General features: G+C 70.0%; 16 protein-coding genes and 1 pseudogene. 10 read left to right on the top strand and 7 right to left on the bottom strand.

What is annotated here, in order from left to right:
- Positions 1-63: 63 nt before the first annotated feature.
- Positions 64-768, bottom strand: a complete 705-nt coding sequence (locus Q4F73_RS07550) for an alpha-ketoglutarate-dependent dioxygenase AlkB (RefSeq protein WP_303358746.1) — start codon at positions 766-768, stop codon at positions 64-66.
- Here Q4F73_RS07550 and Q4F73_RS07545 point away from each other — a divergent pair.
- Both Q4F73_RS07545 and Q4F73_RS07540 read left to right on the top strand, forming a co-directional pair.
- Positions 767-1,384, top strand: a complete 618-nt coding sequence (locus Q4F73_RS07545; RefSeq protein ID WP_303358745.1) for a sugar O-acetyltransferase — start codon at positions 767-769, stop codon at positions 1,382-1,384. The two genes, Q4F73_RS07550 and Q4F73_RS07545, sit on opposite strands and share 2 nt — an antisense overlap.
- Complete coding sequence (locus Q4F73_RS07540) at positions 1,377-3,695, top strand: ATP-dependent RNA helicase (protein ID WP_303358744.1); 2,319 nt, start codon at positions 1,377-1,379, stop codon at positions 3,693-3,695. The genes Q4F73_RS07545 and Q4F73_RS07540 overlap by 8 nt, the downstream gene beginning before the upstream one ends.
- 21 nt (positions 3,696-3,716) lie before the next feature.
- On the opposite strand, the gene Q4F73_RS07535 is transcribed toward Q4F73_RS07540, so the two are convergent.
- Positions 3,717-4,481, bottom strand: a complete 765-nt coding sequence (locus tag Q4F73_RS07535; protein WP_303358743.1) for a TSUP family transporter — start codon at positions 4,479-4,481, stop codon at positions 3,717-3,719.
- Between the two features lie 71 nt (positions 4,482-4,552).
- Between Q4F73_RS07535 and Q4F73_RS07530 the strand changes: the two genes are divergently transcribed.
- The 3 genes from Q4F73_RS07530 to Q4F73_RS07520 are packed head-to-tail and all read left to right on the top strand — an operon-like array spanning position 4,553 to position 7,664.
- Entirely contained in the window at positions 4,553-5,569 is a 1,017-nt protein-coding gene (locus tag Q4F73_RS07530; RefSeq protein WP_303358742.1) for a hypothetical protein, read from the top strand.
- A 32-nt stretch (positions 5,570-5,601) separates the two neighbouring features.
- Positions 5,602-6,651, top strand: a complete 1,050-nt coding sequence (locus Q4F73_RS07525) for an AbrB family transcriptional regulator (protein WP_303358741.1) — start codon at positions 5,602-5,604, stop codon at positions 6,649-6,651.
- Positions 6,651-7,664 carry an AbrB family transcriptional regulator gene (locus Q4F73_RS07520; RefSeq protein ID WP_303358747.1) on the top strand — a complete coding sequence of 338 codons (1,014 nt, stop codon included), beginning with the start codon at positions 6,651-6,653 and terminating at the stop codon, positions 7,662-7,664. Before Q4F73_RS07525 ends, Q4F73_RS07520 begins: the two co-directional genes overlap by 1 nt.
- On the opposite strand, the gene Q4F73_RS07515 is transcribed toward Q4F73_RS07520, so the two are convergent.
- Together Q4F73_RS07515 and Q4F73_RS07510 are read right to left on the bottom strand one after the other, a co-directional pair.
- Complete coding sequence (locus tag Q4F73_RS07515) at positions 7,661-8,356, bottom strand: pirin family protein (protein ID WP_303358740.1); 696 nt, start codon at positions 8,354-8,356, stop codon at positions 7,661-7,663. The two genes, Q4F73_RS07520 and Q4F73_RS07515, sit on opposite strands and share 4 nt — an antisense overlap.
- Positions 8,356-8,676, bottom strand: a complete 321-nt coding sequence (locus Q4F73_RS07510; RefSeq protein ID WP_303358739.1) for a YciI family protein — start codon at positions 8,674-8,676, stop codon at positions 8,356-8,358. Before Q4F73_RS07510 ends, Q4F73_RS07515 begins: the two co-directional genes overlap by 1 nt.
- A gap of 46 nt (positions 8,677-8,722) precedes the next feature.
- Between Q4F73_RS07510 and Q4F73_RS07505 the strand changes: the two genes are divergently transcribed.
- On the top strand, positions 8,723-9,631 hold the full coding sequence (locus Q4F73_RS07505) for a DUF559 domain-containing protein (RefSeq protein WP_303358738.1): 909 nt from the start codon (positions 8,723-8,725) through the stop codon (positions 9,629-9,631).
- A gap of 118 nt (positions 9,632-9,749) precedes the next feature.
- Here the strand turns inward: Q4F73_RS07505 and Q4F73_RS07500 are convergent, their stop codons facing one another.
- Together Q4F73_RS07500 and Q4F73_RS07495 are read right to left on the bottom strand one after the other, a co-directional pair.
- Positions 9,750-11,399, bottom strand: a complete 1,650-nt coding sequence (locus Q4F73_RS07500) for a DUF885 domain-containing protein (protein ID WP_303358737.1) — start codon at positions 11,397-11,399, stop codon at positions 9,750-9,752.
- Positions 11,400-11,428: 29 nt separating this feature from the next.
- Positions 11,429-12,409, bottom strand: coding sequence for a TIGR00730 family Rossman fold protein (locus Q4F73_RS07495; protein WP_303358736.1), 981 nt, complete (start codon positions 12,407-12,409; stop codon positions 11,429-11,431).
- Positions 12,410-12,443: 34 nt separating this feature from the next.
- Between Q4F73_RS07495 and Q4F73_RS07490 the strand changes: the two genes are divergently transcribed.
- Entirely contained in the window at positions 12,444-13,208 is a 765-nt protein-coding gene (locus Q4F73_RS07490) for an NAD-dependent deacylase (protein WP_303358735.1), read from the top strand.
- On the opposite strand, the pseudogene Q4F73_RS07485 reads toward Q4F73_RS07490, so the two are convergent.
- A pseudogene (locus Q4F73_RS07485) lies at positions 13,205-13,345 on the bottom strand (zinc transporter permease); the annotation flags it as partial. The gene Q4F73_RS07490 and the pseudogene Q4F73_RS07485 sit on opposite strands and share 4 nt — an antisense overlap.
- Positions 13,346-13,492: 147 nt before the next feature.
- Here Q4F73_RS07485 and Q4F73_RS07480 point away from each other — a divergent pair.
- From Q4F73_RS07480 to Q4F73_RS07470, 3 genes are all read left to right on the top strand, one after another.
- Positions 13,493-14,794: an MFS transporter gene (locus Q4F73_RS07480; protein ID WP_303358734.1), complete on the top strand. Its 1,302-nt coding sequence runs from the start codon at positions 13,493-13,495 to the stop codon at positions 14,792-14,794.
- A 50-nt stretch (positions 14,795-14,844) separates the two neighbouring features.
- Complete coding sequence (locus tag Q4F73_RS07475) at positions 14,845-15,912, top strand: ROK family protein (RefSeq protein ID WP_303358733.1); 1,068 nt, start codon at positions 14,845-14,847, stop codon at positions 15,910-15,912.
- Between the two features lie 31 nt (positions 15,913-15,943).
- Positions 15,944-16,385: 3-methyl-2-oxobutanoate hydroxymethyltransferase (locus Q4F73_RS07470; RefSeq protein ID WP_303358732.1), on the top strand; the 442-nt coding region annotated here is incomplete at its 3' end.

Below are 16,385 nucleotides of genomic sequence, written 5' to 3'. Positions count from 1 at the left end.
GACATCATCAACGGTGCAATCACAGCCTGAATCCGCCCTGCAGAATCCCTGTTCGGGAATGGTCTATGCGTAATCTCTTGCAGGGGGGTCCACCTGCCGGAAGGTGATGTTCAACCGCCCCTCGCCGAGCCCGCACCCTTCCGGTGCCGTTCCCGCTCGGACTACGGGCACCCCGTGATAGGCCCGACGCGCCGGACCGCCGAAGACGACGAGGTCACCGGACATGAGGGTCACCTCGTCCCAGGGGCGGGTGCGGGTGTCGCCGATGCGGAACAGGGCCTCCTCCCCGATGGACAGGGAGATGACCGGTGCCTCGGAGGCCTCGTTGGCGTCGATGTGCAGGCCCATGGAGGAACCGGGCGGGTAAAAGTTGACCAGGGTGGCCTCCGCCCGGAAGTCCCCGGTGGCCAGTTCAGGGGCGACCGACGTCGCCGCCGCCAGGGCCCGCCCCGCCAGGTCCTGCCAAGGTGCCGGTATCTCGGCGGGGGCGACGCCGCCCACTGAGTCCACATAGCGGTACGGGTTGGCCGACCAGAACCTCCCCAGCGAGAGGGTGTGCACACTCATCTGGCCGGACCCGATGACGGGCCGGGCCATCGCCACTGGGGTCCCGGCCACCGACCGTGCCAGCTCACGGGCCTGCGACACCAGACCGGCCTGCTCCGGCAGGGTGAGGAACCCGGGGACGTGTGCCACACCGGGGCGGATGCGGGTGGCGGTGCGGGGGACGTCGAAAAGCATCGTGGATCCTGGGACAATGGCGAACATGAACTTTGATCCCACAACCTACAGCACGCTGGCGGACCTGCGGGCGGGACGCTGGTATCTCCCGGCCTCGGAGGAGGTGGCGGCGCGGCACGATGAGGTCGCGCGGCTGCTGCGCGAGTTCAATGCGGCCGGGGATGAGGATCTCCTGCGGCAGATCATGCGGGAGAGCCCGCACGTGCCGGAGGTGTTCACCCCGTTGTTCCTCGAGTACGGGCACGTCTCCTTCGGCGAGGGGTGTTTCCTCAACGTGAACACGGTGCTTCTCGACGTCGCCGACATCACCTTCGGCGCCCGCACGCTGGTGGGGCCGGGGTGCCAGTTCATCACCGTCGGCCATCCGCTCCACGATGTGGAGATGCGCCGCGGCGGCTGGGAGCAGGCCCGCCCGATCACCGTCGGCGAGGACTGCTGGTTCGGCGCCGGGGTCATCGTCATGCCCGGAGTGACCATCGGGGATCGCTGTGTGATCGGCGCCGGCGCCCTGGTCACCAGGGACGTTCCCGATGATTCGCTCGCGCTCGGCTCGCCGGCCCGCGTCGTCCGCACCCTGGGCGAGAGCGAACTGGAGCGCACCGAGCTTCCCGACGGCGTTCCCGTGACCGGCCAGAATGTTTGACCTCGCCCGGATCGGTGCCGGTCTGCCCGTCGCCGACACGATCCACCGGCTGCCCGACCTCCTGGAGCGCACCCTCGTCGTGCAGGCGCCGCCCGGCACCGGCAAGACGACGCTGGTCCCGCCCGCGCTGGCCAACCACACCCGGGGAAAGGTGCTGGTCACCGCCCCGCGGCGGGTGGCCGTGCGGGCGGCGGCGCGACGGTTGGCGCATCTCGACGGATCCCGCATCGGCGAACGCGTGGGATTCTCGGTGCGCGGGGAGCATCATCCGGGTGACCTGGTGGAGTTCATGACCCCGGGTGTGCTGCTGCGCCGCCTCATGGCCGATCCCGAGCTCGAGGGGATCAGCGCCGTGGCCGTCGATGAGGTCCACGAGCGGCAGCTGGACACCGATCTGGTGCTGGGCATGCTGCTGGAGCTCGCGGAGCTGCGGGAGGATCTGGCGGTGGTGGCCATGTCGGCGACGCTGGACGTCGATAAGTTCGCACGCCTCATGGACGCACCCGTTCTCGACACCCCGGCCGTCACCCACCCCCTGACCATCGACTATGCGCCGCACCCGGGGCGGGCGGGCAACACACGTGAGTTCCTCGATCACCTGGCTTCGCTGGCCCAGGGTCACAGCGCCGGTGTGCTGGTCTTCGTGCCGGGCGTGCGCGAGGTGTCCTACCTGGTCGACCGGATCCCGGGCGCAGTGCCCCTGCACGGTCAACTCGACGCCCGCGAGCAGGATGCGGCGCTGAGCGGTCAGGCACGGGTCATCGTCGCGACCTCCATCGCCGAGTCCTCGCTCACCGTCCCCGGTGTGCGCGTGGTCGTCGATTCGGGGCTCTCCCGCGTGCCGCGCCGCGATGCGACCCGCGACATGACCGGCCTGGTCACCGTCTCCGCGGCGCAATCGACGGTGGATCAGCGCGCCGGTCGCGCGGGTCGCGAGGGCCCCGGCCGGGTGATCCGCGCCTATTCGCAGGCCGACTACCAGCAGTTCCGCCCGCACATCACCCCGGAGATCGCCACCAGCGACCTCACGCAGGCCGCCCTGACCATGGCGGTGTGGGGCACGCCCCGCGGCATCGGTCTCCCGCTTGCCGACGCCCCTCCCTCCCCCGCCCTCGACTCCGCCGAGACGGTGCTGCGCGGCATCGGGGCGGTGGGGGCGGAGGGAGAGGCCACCGACCTGGGGCGCCAGCTGGCCTCGTTGCCGGTGGATCCGCGCCTGGGCCGCGCACTGGTGGAATGCGGGCCGTCGGCGGCACGGGCGGTGGCCGTCCTGTCCGATTCCCCGCGCGGGGACATCGCGCGCGCCCAGCCCTCGGCCCGCGAGGTGACACGGCTGGAAAGGCTGGTGAAGGGTGGTTCCGGGGAGTCCGATCCGGGTGTCATCACCGCGCTGGCGTTTCCGGGGCGCGTGGCCCGGCGCGTGGGTGAGGAGTATCTGCTGGCCAGCGGCACCCGTGCCGTGCTTCCCGGCGATCTGGGGCTCACGGGTGCTCAGTGGCTGGCCGTCGCCGAGGTGACCCGCAGCGGCGGCACCTCCCGGGAGGGGCGCGCCGGGGCCACGATCCGCGCCGCCGCCCGCCTGACGGAGGCGCAGGCCCGCGAGGTCGTCGGGGTCTCGGAAGACATCACCGCCAGCGTGGTGGACAACCGCGTCCGCGGCCGGAAGGTCCTGCGCCTCGGCGCCATCGAGCTCTCCTCCACCCCGGTACAGGTGCCTCCGGAACAGGCCGCCGCAGCGTTGGCTGCCACCGTGGAGAAGGAGGGCCTGGGCATGTTCCGCTTGTCGACGGCCGCGCAGGGACTCCGCGATCGCCTCGCCTACCTGCATCAACAGCTCGGCGAGCCCTGGCCGGACGTCAACGAAACGGACCCCCGGCTGTGGCTCGGTCCGGAGCTGGAGGCGGTGGCGCGGGGAGCGTCGATAAGCACACTCGACATGTACCCCGCGCTGCAGCGCCTGCTGCCGTGGCCGGAAGCGACGCGGCTGGAGGAACTGGCGCCGGAACGGCTGCCGGTACCCAGCGGGAGCCGGCACCGGGTGGACTACTCCAGCGGCCGGCCGGTGGTGAGCGTGAAACTGCAGGAGTGTTTCGGGCTGGACGCCTCACCGGTGCTGGCGGGGGCGCCGGTGCTCTTCCACCTGCTCTCCCCCGCCGGGCGGCCGCTGGCCGTCACCGATGACCTGGCCAGCTTCTGGTCCGGGCCCTACGCGCAGGTCCGGGCGGAGATGCGGGGGCGCTACCCCAAGCACCCGTGGCCGGAGGATCCGTGGACCGCGCCGGCTACCGCGCGGACGAAGAAGCGGATGTAGCCTCCACCCGGTGGAGGTGGGTCAGGCGAACTGCTGCCACGCCAGATAGGTACTCATCACCACGACGACGACCAGCAACGCCCCGCGCACCAGGCGCGCCCCGCCGCCGAGCACCGTGCGGGCACCCAGCTGGGCGCCGACGATGTTGGCCACCGCCAGGACCAGGCCCAGCTGCCACCAGACGTGCCCGCCGAACGCGAACACCAGCAACGCGCCCAGGTTGGTGGCGGAGTTGACCACCTTCGCCAGCGCCGCGGAACGCAGGAAGTCCTGGGAGAGCACCGCCGTGAAGGCCATGATGAGGAACATGCCGGTGCCGGGGCCGAAGATGCCGTCATAGAAGGCGATGACACCCACGAGCAGCAGGACCAGCCAGCGACGCCACCGGCCGACCACCCCGCCGCCGGCCTCGGTGCCGAACTGCGGGCGCAGCGCCACGAAGGTGCCCACGGCCAGCAGGAGGATGATGATGAAGGGGCGGAGGATGGTGGCGTCGATAAGCGCGGCGGACAGGGCACCCGCGCCGGAACACACCAGCCCCAGCACCACATACCAGGGGTTGACGCGCGGGCGGACGCGGCGGACCAGCGTCCATGCCGCGGAGGTGGTGCCCGAGATGCTCACCAGCTTGTTCGTGCCCAGGGCCGTGGCCGGGGCAAGCCCGGGGACCACCGCCAGGAGCAGCGGAATGAGCACCAGGCCGCCGCCGCCGATGACGGCGTCGATCCAGCCGGCGATCAGCGCGCCGACCACCAGTACGGCCCAACCGGTCAGCTCCAGTTCCATGCACCCTCCCGGTAACACTCGGAGAACCTATACGATCTATAAGGTAAGAGAACAACGAGAGGAAGGTCACAATGCGTTCCCACACGATCTCCATCGTCGCCGTCCTGGCGACCACCGTTGTCGCGTGCTCTCCCGCCGACAATAGCGCCGCACCCCCCACCAGCGAGGCACCGGCCACCGTCACCAGCACCGCCGCGCCGGAACCCACCACCCCGGCCACCACTACCACCACCGCAGCGTCCGACTGCACCCCCGGCGACCTCGCCGACAGCGATTTCGGCGGGCACCTGCGCACCAACCGCATCCTCACCAGCACCTCCGAGTACTTCCACTTCCAGATCCAGGAGAACGCCTACGACTCCTGCCGCGACTTCAGCTGGGTGCTTCTCGACGGCACCATCGGCGACATCAACGGCGACAACGCCCGCCCGGCCGGCACGGTCGTGCTGTTCAGCGGCGAGCAGGTGGTGGGCAACTACCAGCCGCCTCTGTACGCGGGCGTGGACAATGTTCAGCGCCTGGAGGACAACGCCGCCATGATCACGTGGCAGCACAACCAGGCCCCGCGGACCTCCGAGGAGACCTACTCACTGGAGAACGGCCACCTGGAGCTGCTCTCCTACTCCACCCCGGATGACCTGCGCGGACAGGTGCCGGTCATCGACTTCTCCAACCCGCCGCTGGATTCGCAGGCCGGGCTGCCCCCGGCCGGCAACGCCCACGGCAGCCCCTACGCCGCAGAGCGGGCCACCGGCCGCTTCATTCTCCCGCTCAACAACGAGCACACCCTCCAGTGTGAGATCGGGCGTGACGACGGGCGCATCGCCGACTGCTACGCCAACTTCCAGGCCCACTGGGACGAGGAGGGCTCCAACCGCGTCATGTACACCATCTCCCCGGCGGAGGTGACCACCAGCATCGACGTGGCCCCCGATGCCCGCGGCCTGGAGACCCTGGAACACGGCGCGATGTACAAGGTCGGCAACGCCGTGGTGGACCTGCGCGAGCCCAATGTGGCCACCATCGGACTCGAACCCGGGCAGGGCGTGCACATCTCCCCCGGTTTCGTCGGGCCGGTCAACCACTGAGGTGAGGTGACCTCCGCCGTAAGGTCGGAGGTATGAAGTCCGAGAACGTGGCCGTGCGGTGGCTTATCGTCGCCCCCGCCTCCGTTGCCCTCGGGTGGCTGTTCGCCTGGTGGAACGTCCCCGCCGGGTGGATCCTGGCGGGCATCCTCGCCTCCGGCGCCTCCGCCCTGCTCAGCGGGGTGGAGCTGCCGCTCAACCGCTACGTCAACCGGGTGGGCCGCGGCACGATCGGCATGCTCGCCGGGCTGCCGCTGGCCGGTGTGGCCCTCGGTGAGCTGGCCGGCTACCTGGCCCCGGGACTGGTGGTGGCACTGGTTATCGTCGCCGCCGGCATCGGCGGCGGCCTGCTCCTGGCCCGCGCCGAGCCGGAGATCTCCCGCGAGACGGGCGTGCTGTCCATGCTGGCGGGCGGCTCCTCGGTCATGCCGATGCTGGCGAAGGAGCTGGGTGCCGATTACCGCTACGTCGCACTGTCCCAGTACCTGCGACTGCTCGCGGTGTCGATGACACTGCCGCTGGTCACCGCCTTCTTCGCCATGCCGGCGGCAGGTGGTGCGGCCCCACCGGTGGTGAACTGGTGGATGTTCCCCGTCGTCCTGCTCATCGCCTTCTTCGGCATGGATCTGGGCAAGCTCCTGCGTCTGCCGTCGCCGGGCATCTTCGGGCCGCTGGCCATCACGGTGATGCTGGCGCTGACCCTACCCACCGAGTGGTCCCTCCAGCCCCCGGAGTTCTTCCGCGTCTTCGCCTTCCTGGTGGTCGGCTGGATGTGCGGCGGTGCCCTGTCCCTGCCGGCCCTGCGTCTGTTCGCCCGCCAACTCCCCGCCACGATGGTGTTCATCGTCGGGCTGTCCGTGGTGTGCGCCCTGCTGGCCGTTCCCATCATGCACTGGGTGGGCATCACCTACTTCGAGGCCTACCTGGCCACCAGCCCCGGCGCGATCGAGACCGCCCTGGCCCTGTCCTCCGAGGGCGGGGCCGGACCGGCCGTGGTGGCGATCCAGCTCATCCGCCTGCTGGGCGTGCTGCTCATCGCCGGGTGGCTGCCGCAGATCCTGCGCTTCCTGCTGCGGGGGCGCTGATGTGGCGCTGGGCGGTGGTGGCGCCGGCATCGGTGGCCCTGGGCTGGCTGTTCACCTGGTGGCAGGTGCCGGCGGCGTGGATCCTCGCGGCGATCATCGCCTCGGGTGCGATGGCCCTGGGCACGGGCCGGGAGCTGGAGGTCCATACCGGTGTCTACCGCTTCGGGCGCGGGGTCATCGGCATGCTCGCCGGCCTGCCGCTGGTGGGCATCCCGCTGGCCACGCTCGGCGGCCTACTTGTCCCGGGGCTGCTGGTGGCGCTGGTGACACTGGGTATCGGTATCGGCGGCGGGTTGCTGCTGGCGCGTCGGGAGGCGGAGATCTCGCGCGAGACCGGCATCCTCTCCATGCTCGCGGGCGGGGCGTCGATCCTGCCGGTGCTGGCAAAGGAACTCGGTGCCGATTACCGCTTCGTCGCCCTGGCCCAGTACCTGCGCCTGCTCGCCGTCTCCATCTCCCTGCCGCTGGTCACCGCCCTGTTCCACCACCCGGGCCACACCTTCGTCGAGGCCACCGGCGCACAGCCGTGGTGGCTCATCCTCGGCATCGCGGCGATCGCCTTCTTCGGCGAGGACGTCGGCCGCCTCATCCGCCTGCCGGTGCCCAGCGTGCTCGGCCCGCTGCTCATCACCGTCGGCCTCGGCCTGGCGCTGCCGCAGCTGTCCTTCCTCCCGCCGGAGCCCTTCCGCATCGCCGCGTTCCTGGCGATCGGCTGGCTGTGCGGTGGCGCGCTGTCCGTGCCCGCCCTCCGCGTCTTCGCGCGCCAGCTACCCGCGACACTGACATTCATCGTCGTCGTCATCGCCGCGTGCGCCGCCACAGCCTTCCCCCTGGCCCGGTGGCTGGACATCACCTACTTCGAGGCCTACCTGGCCACCAGCCCCGGCGCGCTGGAGACCGTCCTCGCCCTGTCCTCCGAAGGCGGCGCCGGCCCGGCGGTCGTGGCCATCCAGCTCATCCGCCTGCTCACGTTGCTCGTCGTCGCCGGGTATCTGCCCCGTTTCCTCCGCTAGGGCTTATCGACGCCCCGTTCCATCACCCACACCAGTATCTCTCCCTCGCCGCGCACCTCGACGTCTTCCGCATCGGTGGCGCGCAGGACATCGCCCGACTCGAGAGGGTGGCCGGCGGCGTCGATACGCCCCTCGATGACGTAGAGATGGACGAAAGCCGCGACGGGGATGGTGACGGGCGCCCGGGCGACGTACATGGCCGCGCCGGCGGTGCCCAACGGCAGCGGCGAATCGGGGCCCGCGACCTGCGTGAGGCCCCGGCGGTCGGAGAAATCGTGGCTGGCGTGCGAGGGAGCGGTGCCGGGCACGTCCGCCGGCAGCCACGACTGCACCACCCGCAGGCGGCGACCGCTGGTGTAGCCACCGGCGTTGACCTCCGAGTGCCGCACCCCGGAGCCGGCGGAGATGTGCTGGGCCATCCCCGCGCGGACCTCCGTGATGCCCTCGGATCCGGAATCACGGTGGTGGACCGCGCCCTCGATGACCCAGGTGACGATCTCCACGTCCTTGTGGAAGTGCATGTCAAAACCCTCGCCGGGCGAGACGGTGTCGTCATTGTGCACGAGCAGCAGGCCGAAGGCGTTGGCCTCCAGGTCGAAGTTTCCGGTGGCCGGAAAAGACTGCCGCGAATCGACGGCCGCGTCCCGCCAGCGATCGCGCTCCTCGCTGCGCACCACGGTGAAGCCGGCCATCAGCCCTCCAGCTGCCGGACCTCGATGGGCTGCCCGCACGCCGCGGAGGCCTCCGCGGCGATACGCTCCGCGTCCGCCCGGTCCGCGGCCTTGATGATCCAGAACCCGCCCAGCTGCGCACCCTCGTGGGCGGGGCCGGTGGAGACGGAGTCGGGGGTGACCACGGTGGCGTCGTCAAGCAGGGCGTTGACGTACACGATCCGGTCCGCGATCCGCTCGTTGAAGGCGCTGACCTCCTCGAACGCGGCCTGCATGTCCTCTTCGGAGGCGTACGGCTGCGCCCCGGGGGCGTGATGGACGGAGAGCATGAAGTTCGTCATGCGCCGATTCTAGGTGTGCCCTATGGTGACCGCCAGGGGGTAGATCATGGGCACTGTCTTGTCCGCCGCGCAACTGGCGGAGCTGGGTATCGGGCGTCGGCAACGGGACGCCATGATGCGAGAGGGGCGCCTCCACCGCGTCGAACACGGCGTCTTCTGCACCGAACCCGCCACGGGGGAGCAGCTGCTGCGTGCCCTCGCCGTGAACAGGCCACACCTGGTCTTCAGCGGGCCGACCGCCCGGGCCATCTACGACGGCACGCCGGTGGCGCCACCACTCCACGGGCTGGTACAGAGGCCCCACAGCCACCGCAGCACCGAGCTCCTCACCGTCCGGCAGGTGCGCACGTTGCCCTGTCGGCAGGTCAACGGCCACCGGGTCGTCGTCCCCGCCGCCGCCGTCCACGATCTTCTCGCCGACGATCCGCGCGCCGCACGGGATTTCCTCGAACGGCACTATGCAGGTCGGGAGGGCAACGGTGATCTGGCGTTTGACCTGGAACAACTGGGCACAATTCCCCGGGCGCTGCGCACCGCCCTCGACGCGTCCTCCATCGCCTCAGACAGTAAGTCCGAGCGCACCCTGGGCCGGGCGCTCAAAGCCCGCGGCGTCACCCTCGTGCAGAACTTCCCCCTCGGCCACTACCACTGGGATTACGCCATCCCCGCCGCGAAGATCCTCATCGAACTGGACAGCTTCCGCTTTCACGCGGCAACGGCCGACGGCGCGAACGAACGCACCTTCATCATCGACCGCTGGAAGGCCAATGACGGAGCCCGGCGCGGCTGGCTGGTCCTGCGCTACACCGGCGAATGCGTCTACCGGCACGGGGACAAGGTGGTCGAACAGATCATGGACACCATCACCTGGCGCCTCAACGGCGGCGACCCTCCGGAGCCCCTGGCCTGCGAGGTGGCCGCCCCGTGGACGTGGCACGGCACTCTGCGGTCCTGAATGCCAAACCGCTGTCACTTCTGGCTGACAACGGATCGGCAAAGTCCCAGGAAGCGACGGATACCGAGGTTTCATGTCAGCCAGAAGTGACAGTCCCGGTGAGCTCCCGGCCCTCCGTCTAGTCCAGCAGCTGCTCCCGCAGGATCGACATCGGGATCGATCCCAGGGACAGCGCGCGGGAGTGGAACTCCGGCACGGTCATGCCCTGGGCGACGGCGTCGTCACGCGTCTGCTGCCAGAGGCGCTGGCCGAGGGCGTAGGCCGGGGCCTGGCCGGGCCAGCCGAGGCAGCGGTTGAGCTCGAAACGCAGGATGGCCTCGTCCATGGCGGTGTTCTCCCGCAGGAAGGCCTTGGCGTAGGTGGCGTCCCAGGTCATGGTGCCCTCCGGGACCTTCTTGCCCAGGTGGACGCCGATGTCGAGGACGAGGCGGGCGGCGCGGAGGCGCTGGGCGTCGAGAAGCCCCATGCGGGTGGCGGGATCCTCGTGGTACCCGAGCTCCTCCATGAGCTGCTCGGCGTAGAGGGCCCAGCCCTCGCCGTGGCCGGAGTTCCAGCAGGCGACGCGGCGCCACAGGTTGAGGTTGGACACCAGCGTCTGGCCGATCTGCAGGTGATGGCCCGGCACACCCTCGTGGAAGACGGTGCTCAGTTCCTGCCAGGTGTGGAACGTCTCCTGGCCGGAGGGCACGGACCACCACATGCGGCCCGGGCGGGAGAAGTCGTCGGACGGCGGGGTGTAGAAGATGCCGCCGGTGCCGGCCGGGTCGATGCGGCACTCGATGGTGCGCACCGGCTCGGGGATGTCGAAGGCGGTGCCGTGCAGTGCGGTGACGGCGTTGTCGGCGGTCTTCTGCATCCACTCGAGTAGTTCGTCGGTGCCGTGGAGGGTGTACGCCGGCTCGTCGTTGAGCTTGCGGAAGGACTGACGGACGTCATCGGTGTCGTAGAGCTGCCGGGCGATGGCCTGCTGTTCGGCGTCGATCTCGTGGAGGCGCTCCAGACCCCAGGTGTAGGCCTCGTCGAGGTCGACGGTGTCGCCGACGTGCAGGTGGGAGAAACGCTGGTAGCGCTCGCGGCCGACGGCATCGCCCTTCGGCGCGTGGGTGGCCAGGTGCTCGGAGAGCCAGTCGGCCATGTCGGAGAAGGCCTGCTTGGCGGTCTCGACCTCGGCGACATCCTTGTCCAGACCGATGCTGTCGAGCAGAGAGGGGGATTCGACGAGGTCCTGGCACTGGGAGTACAGCTCGTCGACCTGGCGGATGGAGGCGACCTGGCCGTGCCCGGCGGCCTCGGCCAGCGATTCGCGGTAGCCGGCCAGCGCGGCGGGGACCTTGGACAGGCGGGAGCGGAGGGCGTCGATCTGCTCGGGGGTGTCGGTCGGCATGATGAGCAGGGTGTCGCGGATCGTCTGCACCGGTGACTCGACATTGTTGAGCAGTGCCAGGTTCTCCCCGTGGTGGTGGAGGTCGAGCTCCAGGCATAGGCGGTCGCGGAGGACGGCGGCGGTGACGTAGTCGACCTCGTCGAAGTCATCCTCGTCGTCGGAGTCGTCGGTGCCGTCGTCGAAGGCGTCGACGTCGGCGATCATCTCCCGGGTGCGGTCGGCGACGGCCTCCCAGTAGGCGGGGGAAAAGTCCTGCAGCTCTCCGTCGAAGCCGGGAATGCCCCACGCGGTGGCATCGGTCGGGGAAAGAACTGCCAGGTCATAGACGAATCCCTCGCACGACGCGTCGAGAAGCGAAGGCGAGCGACTGGTATCAGAACTCATGACAGGCCAGTCTACCGCCGTGGGCACTGTCAGTCCCATTTTCGGCCGGGCGCCTCCCAGGTGGTGAAGGCTTCCAGCACGTCAGCGGGTGTATCGGCGACCACGAGGCAGTCGACGTACTTGGCGCGCAGGAACCCCTCGTCGACGGCGCGGTGCAGCATGGCGATCTGCGGATCCCAGAAACCTTCCGTGTTGCACAGCGCCACGGGCCCGCGGATATGGCCGAGCTGCTGCATGGTGAGCACCTCGAAGAGTTCCTCCAGGGTGCCGGCACCACCGGGCAGCGCGATGAAGGCGTCGGCGAGCTGCTCCATGCGCGTCTTGCGCTGGGCCATCGTCTCCACGATCTCGAGCCTGGTCAGCCCGGGGTGCGCCAGCTCGCGGTCCACGAGCTGGCGCGGGATGACACCGGTCACCGCACCCTGCTTATCGACGCACGCATCCGCCACCACTCCCATCAGCCCCACTGCCCCGCCGCCGTAGACGAGGGTGAGGTGGCGGCGGGCGAGTTCGTGGCCGAGCTCGCGGGCGGCGGTGGTGTACTCCGGGCGCGTGCCATGGGAGGAGCCGCAGTAGACGGCGACGGAGGTGATGCGGGCGGAGAGGTTGAGCAGCATCGTGCCGGCGGCCGCGCGGTCGATGAACCCCGCGCGCTCGTAGAGGCGGCGGGCCGGGGTGGCCTCCTCCACCGATAGGCTCAGGCCCGGCCATCCGTGGACGCGGGCGTGTGCTTTGAGCTCCTCGAGGAGCCGGGCGCCGATCCCCTGCCCGCGGTACCCCTCGGCGACGTGGAGCGTGATCTCCGGGATGTCCGCCGCGACGAAACCCCACCCGCGGATGAAGGTGGCCTGGATGAGGCCGACGGGGTGGTCGTCGGCAAGCGCGATGAATCCGGCGTCGCCACGCGTGGGATCGAACTCGCGGTACTCGTCCCCGCGGGTGTTGTCGACGGTGGCGGCACGGCGCAGCTCATGGTCATCGACGGTCATCGGGCGGAAGGTCAGTCCCATGTCCGCCGATTCTATCGCCGGTAGCGTGGGGCGCATGGCTACCGATCAGTTTGCTGCCGCACTCGACCTGGCCCGCGGGGCGCAGCGCGTGGAGATCTTCACCGGCGCCGGGATGTCCGCCGAGTCCGGCCTGGACACCTTCCGCGACGCCCAGACCGGCCTGTGGACGAAGGTGGACCCGGTGGCGTTCGCGTCCGTGGACTCCTGGGCGAGGGATCCGGAACCCATGTGGGCCTGGTACCTGTGGCGCGGCACCGTCTGCCGCGGCGCGGAGCCCAACCCCGGACACCGGGCGATCGCCGACTGGGCCTCACTCGGCGGGGCACACGTGGGGGTGACCACGCAGAACATCGACAACCTGCACGAACGCGGGGGTGTTGAGGACGTGGTGCACCTGCACGGTTCGCTCTTCGCCTACCGCTGCACCATCTGTTCCCGGCCGTGGAAGGGGCAGATCGACTACCCCGCCGAGCCGGTCGCCCGCTTGAGCCCGCCCGAGTGCCCGCTGTGCGGCAACCTCGTGCGCCCCGGGGTGGTGTGGTTCGGGGAGATGCTTCCGCAGGATGCGTGGGGGCGCGCGGAGGCCCGGATGATGGCCGCCGATCTGGTCGTGGTCGTGGGCACCTCCGGGGTCGTCCAGCCGGCCGCCGGGCTGCCGATGCTGGCGAAACAGCACGGGGCGCAGATCCTGGAGATCTCGCCCGAGCCGACGGAGCTGTCCCGCATCGCCGACGTGTCCTGGCGGACGACGGCCGCGCAGGGGCTGCCGCAGCTGGTCATGGGACTGACGCTGGATTAGTGCTCGTCCCAGTGGTCCTCGTGCTTGGCGTGGCGGTGACCGTCGTGGAGATAGTCGACATGATCGCCGTGGTCAACGGCCTCGTGCCCGCAGCCGGGTCCGTGCTCGTGCGGATGGTTCTGATGCGTGTCGTGGTCGTGGGCGTCGGGGGATGGGGTGGACATGGCGTCCTCCTGATTGTGAGGTGGGTCACTGATCAGTGTGCCCCACCCCAGGCCGGTTGACAAGGACAACCACGGCCCACCCCCGGAAGCCCTCCCGGCCAGCTCGTAGTATCTACATCCGTGAGCTTCCGCGACATTTTCGCCGACACCCGGCCCCTGCAGGTTCCTGCGTATCGACGCCTGTGGACCGCCAACATCGCCACCACCATCGGCGCCCAGCTCACCGTCGTCGCCGTGCCGGTGCAGATCTACGCCATCACCGGATCCTCCGCCTACGTCGGACTCACGGGCCTGTTCGGGCTGGTGCCGTTGGTGTTCTTCGGGCTGTACGGCGGGTCGATCGCAGACGGTTTCGACAAACGCAAGGTGCTCATCGCCTCGACGCTGGGCATGATCCTCACAGCCATTGCCTTCTGGGGACTGAGCGTCAGCGGCAACACCAACGTGTGGTGGCTGTTGAGCGTGTTCGCACTGCAGCAGGCGTTCTTCGCGGTCAACCAGCCCACCCGTACGGCGGTATTCCGGTCGATCCTGCCGCTGGAGCAGTTGCCGGCGGGTTCGAGCCTCAACATGATGCTCATGCAGTTCGGGGCGATCGTCGGCCCGCTCATCGCCGGGGCCCTCATCCCCCTTATCGGCTTCTCCTGGCTCTACGCCCTCGACGCCGCGCTGCTCATCCCCACGCTGGGGGCGGTGCTGGCACTGCCCCCGCTCCCGCCGAGCGGGCAGGCACAGAAGGCCGGTTTCCGCTCCGTCGTGGACGGCCTGTCCTACCTGTGGACCCAGCCCATTCTCCTGGTGGCGATGCTGCTCGACCTCATCGCCATGACCTTCGGCATGCCGCGTGCCCTCTACCCCGAGATCGCGGCGGAAAGTTTCGGCGAGAGCGGCGACGGGGGCGGTGGCATGATGCTGGCGCTGCTGTACTCCTCGATGGCGGCGGGCGCGGTACTCGGCGGCCTGCTCTCCGGGTGGGTGTCGCGGGTGGTGCGGCAGGGCCTGGCGGTCATCGTGTGCATCATCGCGTGGGGGGTGGCGGTGATCATCGCCGGCGGGGCCGTCATGCTCAGCCCCGGCGCGGTGACGTGGTGGGCGTGGATGGTCATCCTCATGCTCGTCCTCGGCGGGGCGGCGGACATGTTCTCCGCGGCGTTACGCACGGCGATCCTCCAGCAGTCGGCCGCCGAGCACGTCCAGGGGCGTATCCAGGGCGTGTACATCGTGGTCGTGGTGGGCGGGCCCCGTCTGGCGGATGTCCTGCACGGATGGGCTGCCGCGCCGCTGGGGGTCGGGCTGGCGACGATGCTGGGCGGTGTGCTCGTGGTGGTGGGCACGGTGGTGTGCGCCCTGTTCGTGCCGTCGTTCACCACCTATCTCCGGCCGGGACCGACGACGAAGGACACCGACCCCCCTACAGACTGATCTGTCCACAAAATTAGACAGCACAGTCTGAATGTAGGTATCATGCCTGCATGGCCACCGTCTTCTCTCGTCCGCGCACCCCGGCGGCGAAGTGTCTCCACCTTGCGCGGCTGCACCAGATCGTCACCCGCGGTGAACTCGTCGGGGCCACCGGCCTGTCCCAGCCCACCATCACCCGGGCCATCACCGCGCTCATCGGCGCCGGCCTCATCCACGAGCGCACCGACCTCACCCGGTCCCAGGGCCGCGGCCGCCCGACCATCCCCCTGGAGCTGACCAACCACTCCGCCCTGCACGCCGGCATCGCCGTCGGCACGTCGACCACCTACATCGGGCTCTTCGACTCCCGCGGCCGGACCATCCGCGACGCCGACGTTCCCACCCCCGTCGCCGAGCTGAGCGAATCCGATTTCATCGAACACGTCATGGCCGGGCTCAACCGCCTCACCGTCGGGCTCGATCGCCCGCTGGCCTCCGTCGGGGTGACCACCTCCGGCCGCGTCACCGGCGACGGCATTGTCGACGCCCCCAACCTCGGCTGGCGGGGGGTCGATGTCGCCGGTCGCCTGCGCTACCAGTTCTCCGTGCCAGTGGTGGTCTCCGCCGCCGTGCCCGCGATCCTGGGGTCGGAGATCCAGACCTCCGATCTGCCCACCGGCACCGACACCAGCGACACCATGGCGCTGTTCGCCGATGACTCCATCGGCGCCGCCGTCGCCGATGACCTCGGCGTCTCCCAGGTGGATCTGCCCGCCGACGCCCGCGACCTCACCACCGCCGCCGTCCTCGGCGACCGCTGGTCCACGCTGGTGCAGGCCGCCGCCGATCCCGCGGCCCGCGCACTCCTGGACACCCGCGCCCGCGATCTGGGCCATCTCACCGCAGACCTCGTCGATAAGCACTCCCCCGCCACGGTGGTGCTGGCCGGCTCGGCCTTCATCGATGATCCGGCCGCCCCGAAGCTCTTCGCGGCGACGGTGCGCAGCCGGGTCCCCGACATCCACCTCCGCCTCATCCCCACGCACCGGGAGGTCGTCCGCGCCATCGCCCGCGCCGTGGCCCTCGACCCGCTGCTGCGCGAACCCCTCAAGGTGCTGGCCACGATCCAGAGTGCCTAGCGCGGCAGGCCGGGTCCTATACTCTGAATCCATGGTTTCCCGGATGCGTACCCGCCATTTCGCCCAGGCCAAGGCCGAGGGACGGAAGATCTCCTGCCTCACCGCCTATGACGCCCCGACGGCCGCGATCTTCGACGAGGCCGGCATCGACCTGCTGCTCGTCGGTGATTCCGCGGCGAACGTGGTCCTGGGGCAGGACTCCACCCTGTCGATCACGGCGGAGGAGATGATGACGATGGCCCGGGCCGTCGCCCGCGCCACCTCCCGCGCCTTCGTGGTCACCGACCTGCCCTTCGGTACCTATGAGGCCTCCCCCACCCAGGCACTGGAGACGGCCGTCCGGTTCATGAAGTCCACCGGTGTCGCCGCCGTGAAGATCGAGGGCGGGGTGGAGATCGCCCCGACCATCCGCGCGCTTGTCGACGCCGGCATCCCCGTCATGGCCCACATCGGCTACACCCCGCAGTCCGAGC

Origin of the sequence: Corynebacterium sp. (assembly GCF_030535495.1) — a bacterium.
In the GTDB taxonomy this organism is placed as follows: domain Bacteria; phylum Actinomycetota; class Actinomycetes; order Mycobacteriales; family Mycobacteriaceae; genus Corynebacterium.
The sequence above is the reverse complement of the archived record's forward strand: the minus strand, read 5'-3'. Positions and strand labels throughout refer to the sequence as shown.

Bases quoted from the DNA above. Each gene is read 5' to 3' on its own strand.
- Q4F73_RS07505 (WP_303358738.1), top strand. From the start codon at position 8,723: ATGGGCACTGTCTTGTCCGCCGCGCAACTGGCGGAGCTGGGTATCGGG.
- Q4F73_RS07535 (WP_303358743.1), bottom strand. From the start codon at position 4,481: ATGGAACTGGAGCTGACCGGTTGGGCCGTACTGGTGGTCGGCGCGCTG.
- Q4F73_RS07515 (WP_303358740.1), bottom strand. From the start codon at position 8,356: ATGGCCGGCTTCACCGTGGTGCGCAGCGAGGAGCGCGATCGCTGGCGG.
- Q4F73_RS07475 (WP_303358733.1), top strand. From the start codon at position 14,845: ATGGCCACCGTCTTCTCTCGTCCGCGCACCCCGGCGGCGAAGTGTCTC.
- Q4F73_RS07490 (WP_303358735.1), top strand. From the start codon at position 12,444: ATGGCTACCGATCAGTTTGCTGCCGCACTCGACCTGGCCCGCGGGGCG.
- Q4F73_RS07540 (WP_303358744.1), top strand. From the start codon at position 1,377: ATGTTTGACCTCGCCCGGATCGGTGCCGGTCTGCCCGTCGCCGACACG.
- Q4F73_RS07500 (WP_303358737.1), bottom strand. From the start codon at position 11,399: ATGAGTTCTGATACCAGTCGCTCGCCTTCGCTTCTCGACGCGTCGTGC.
- Q4F73_RS07520 (WP_303358747.1), top strand. From the start codon at position 6,651: ATGTGGCGCTGGGCGGTGGTGGCGCCGGCATCGGTGGCCCTGGGCTGG.
- Q4F73_RS07525 (WP_303358741.1), top strand. From the start codon at position 5,602: ATGAAGTCCGAGAACGTGGCCGTGCGGTGGCTTATCGTCGCCCCCGCC.
- Q4F73_RS07530 (WP_303358742.1), top strand. From the start codon at position 4,553: ATGCGTTCCCACACGATCTCCATCGTCGCCGTCCTGGCGACCACCGTT.
- Q4F73_RS07510 (WP_303358739.1), bottom strand. From the start codon at position 8,676: ATGACGAACTTCATGCTCTCCGTCCATCACGCCCCCGGGGCGCAGCCG.
- Q4F73_RS07550 (WP_303358746.1), bottom strand. From the start codon at position 768: ATGTTCGCCATTGTCCCAGGATCCACGATGCTTTTCGACGTCCCCCGC.
- Q4F73_RS07545 (WP_303358745.1), top strand. From the start codon at position 767: ATGAACTTTGATCCCACAACCTACAGCACGCTGGCGGACCTGCGGGCG.
- Q4F73_RS07495 (WP_303358736.1), bottom strand. From the start codon at position 12,409: ATGGGACTGACCTTCCGCCCGATGACCGTCGATGACCATGAGCTGCGC.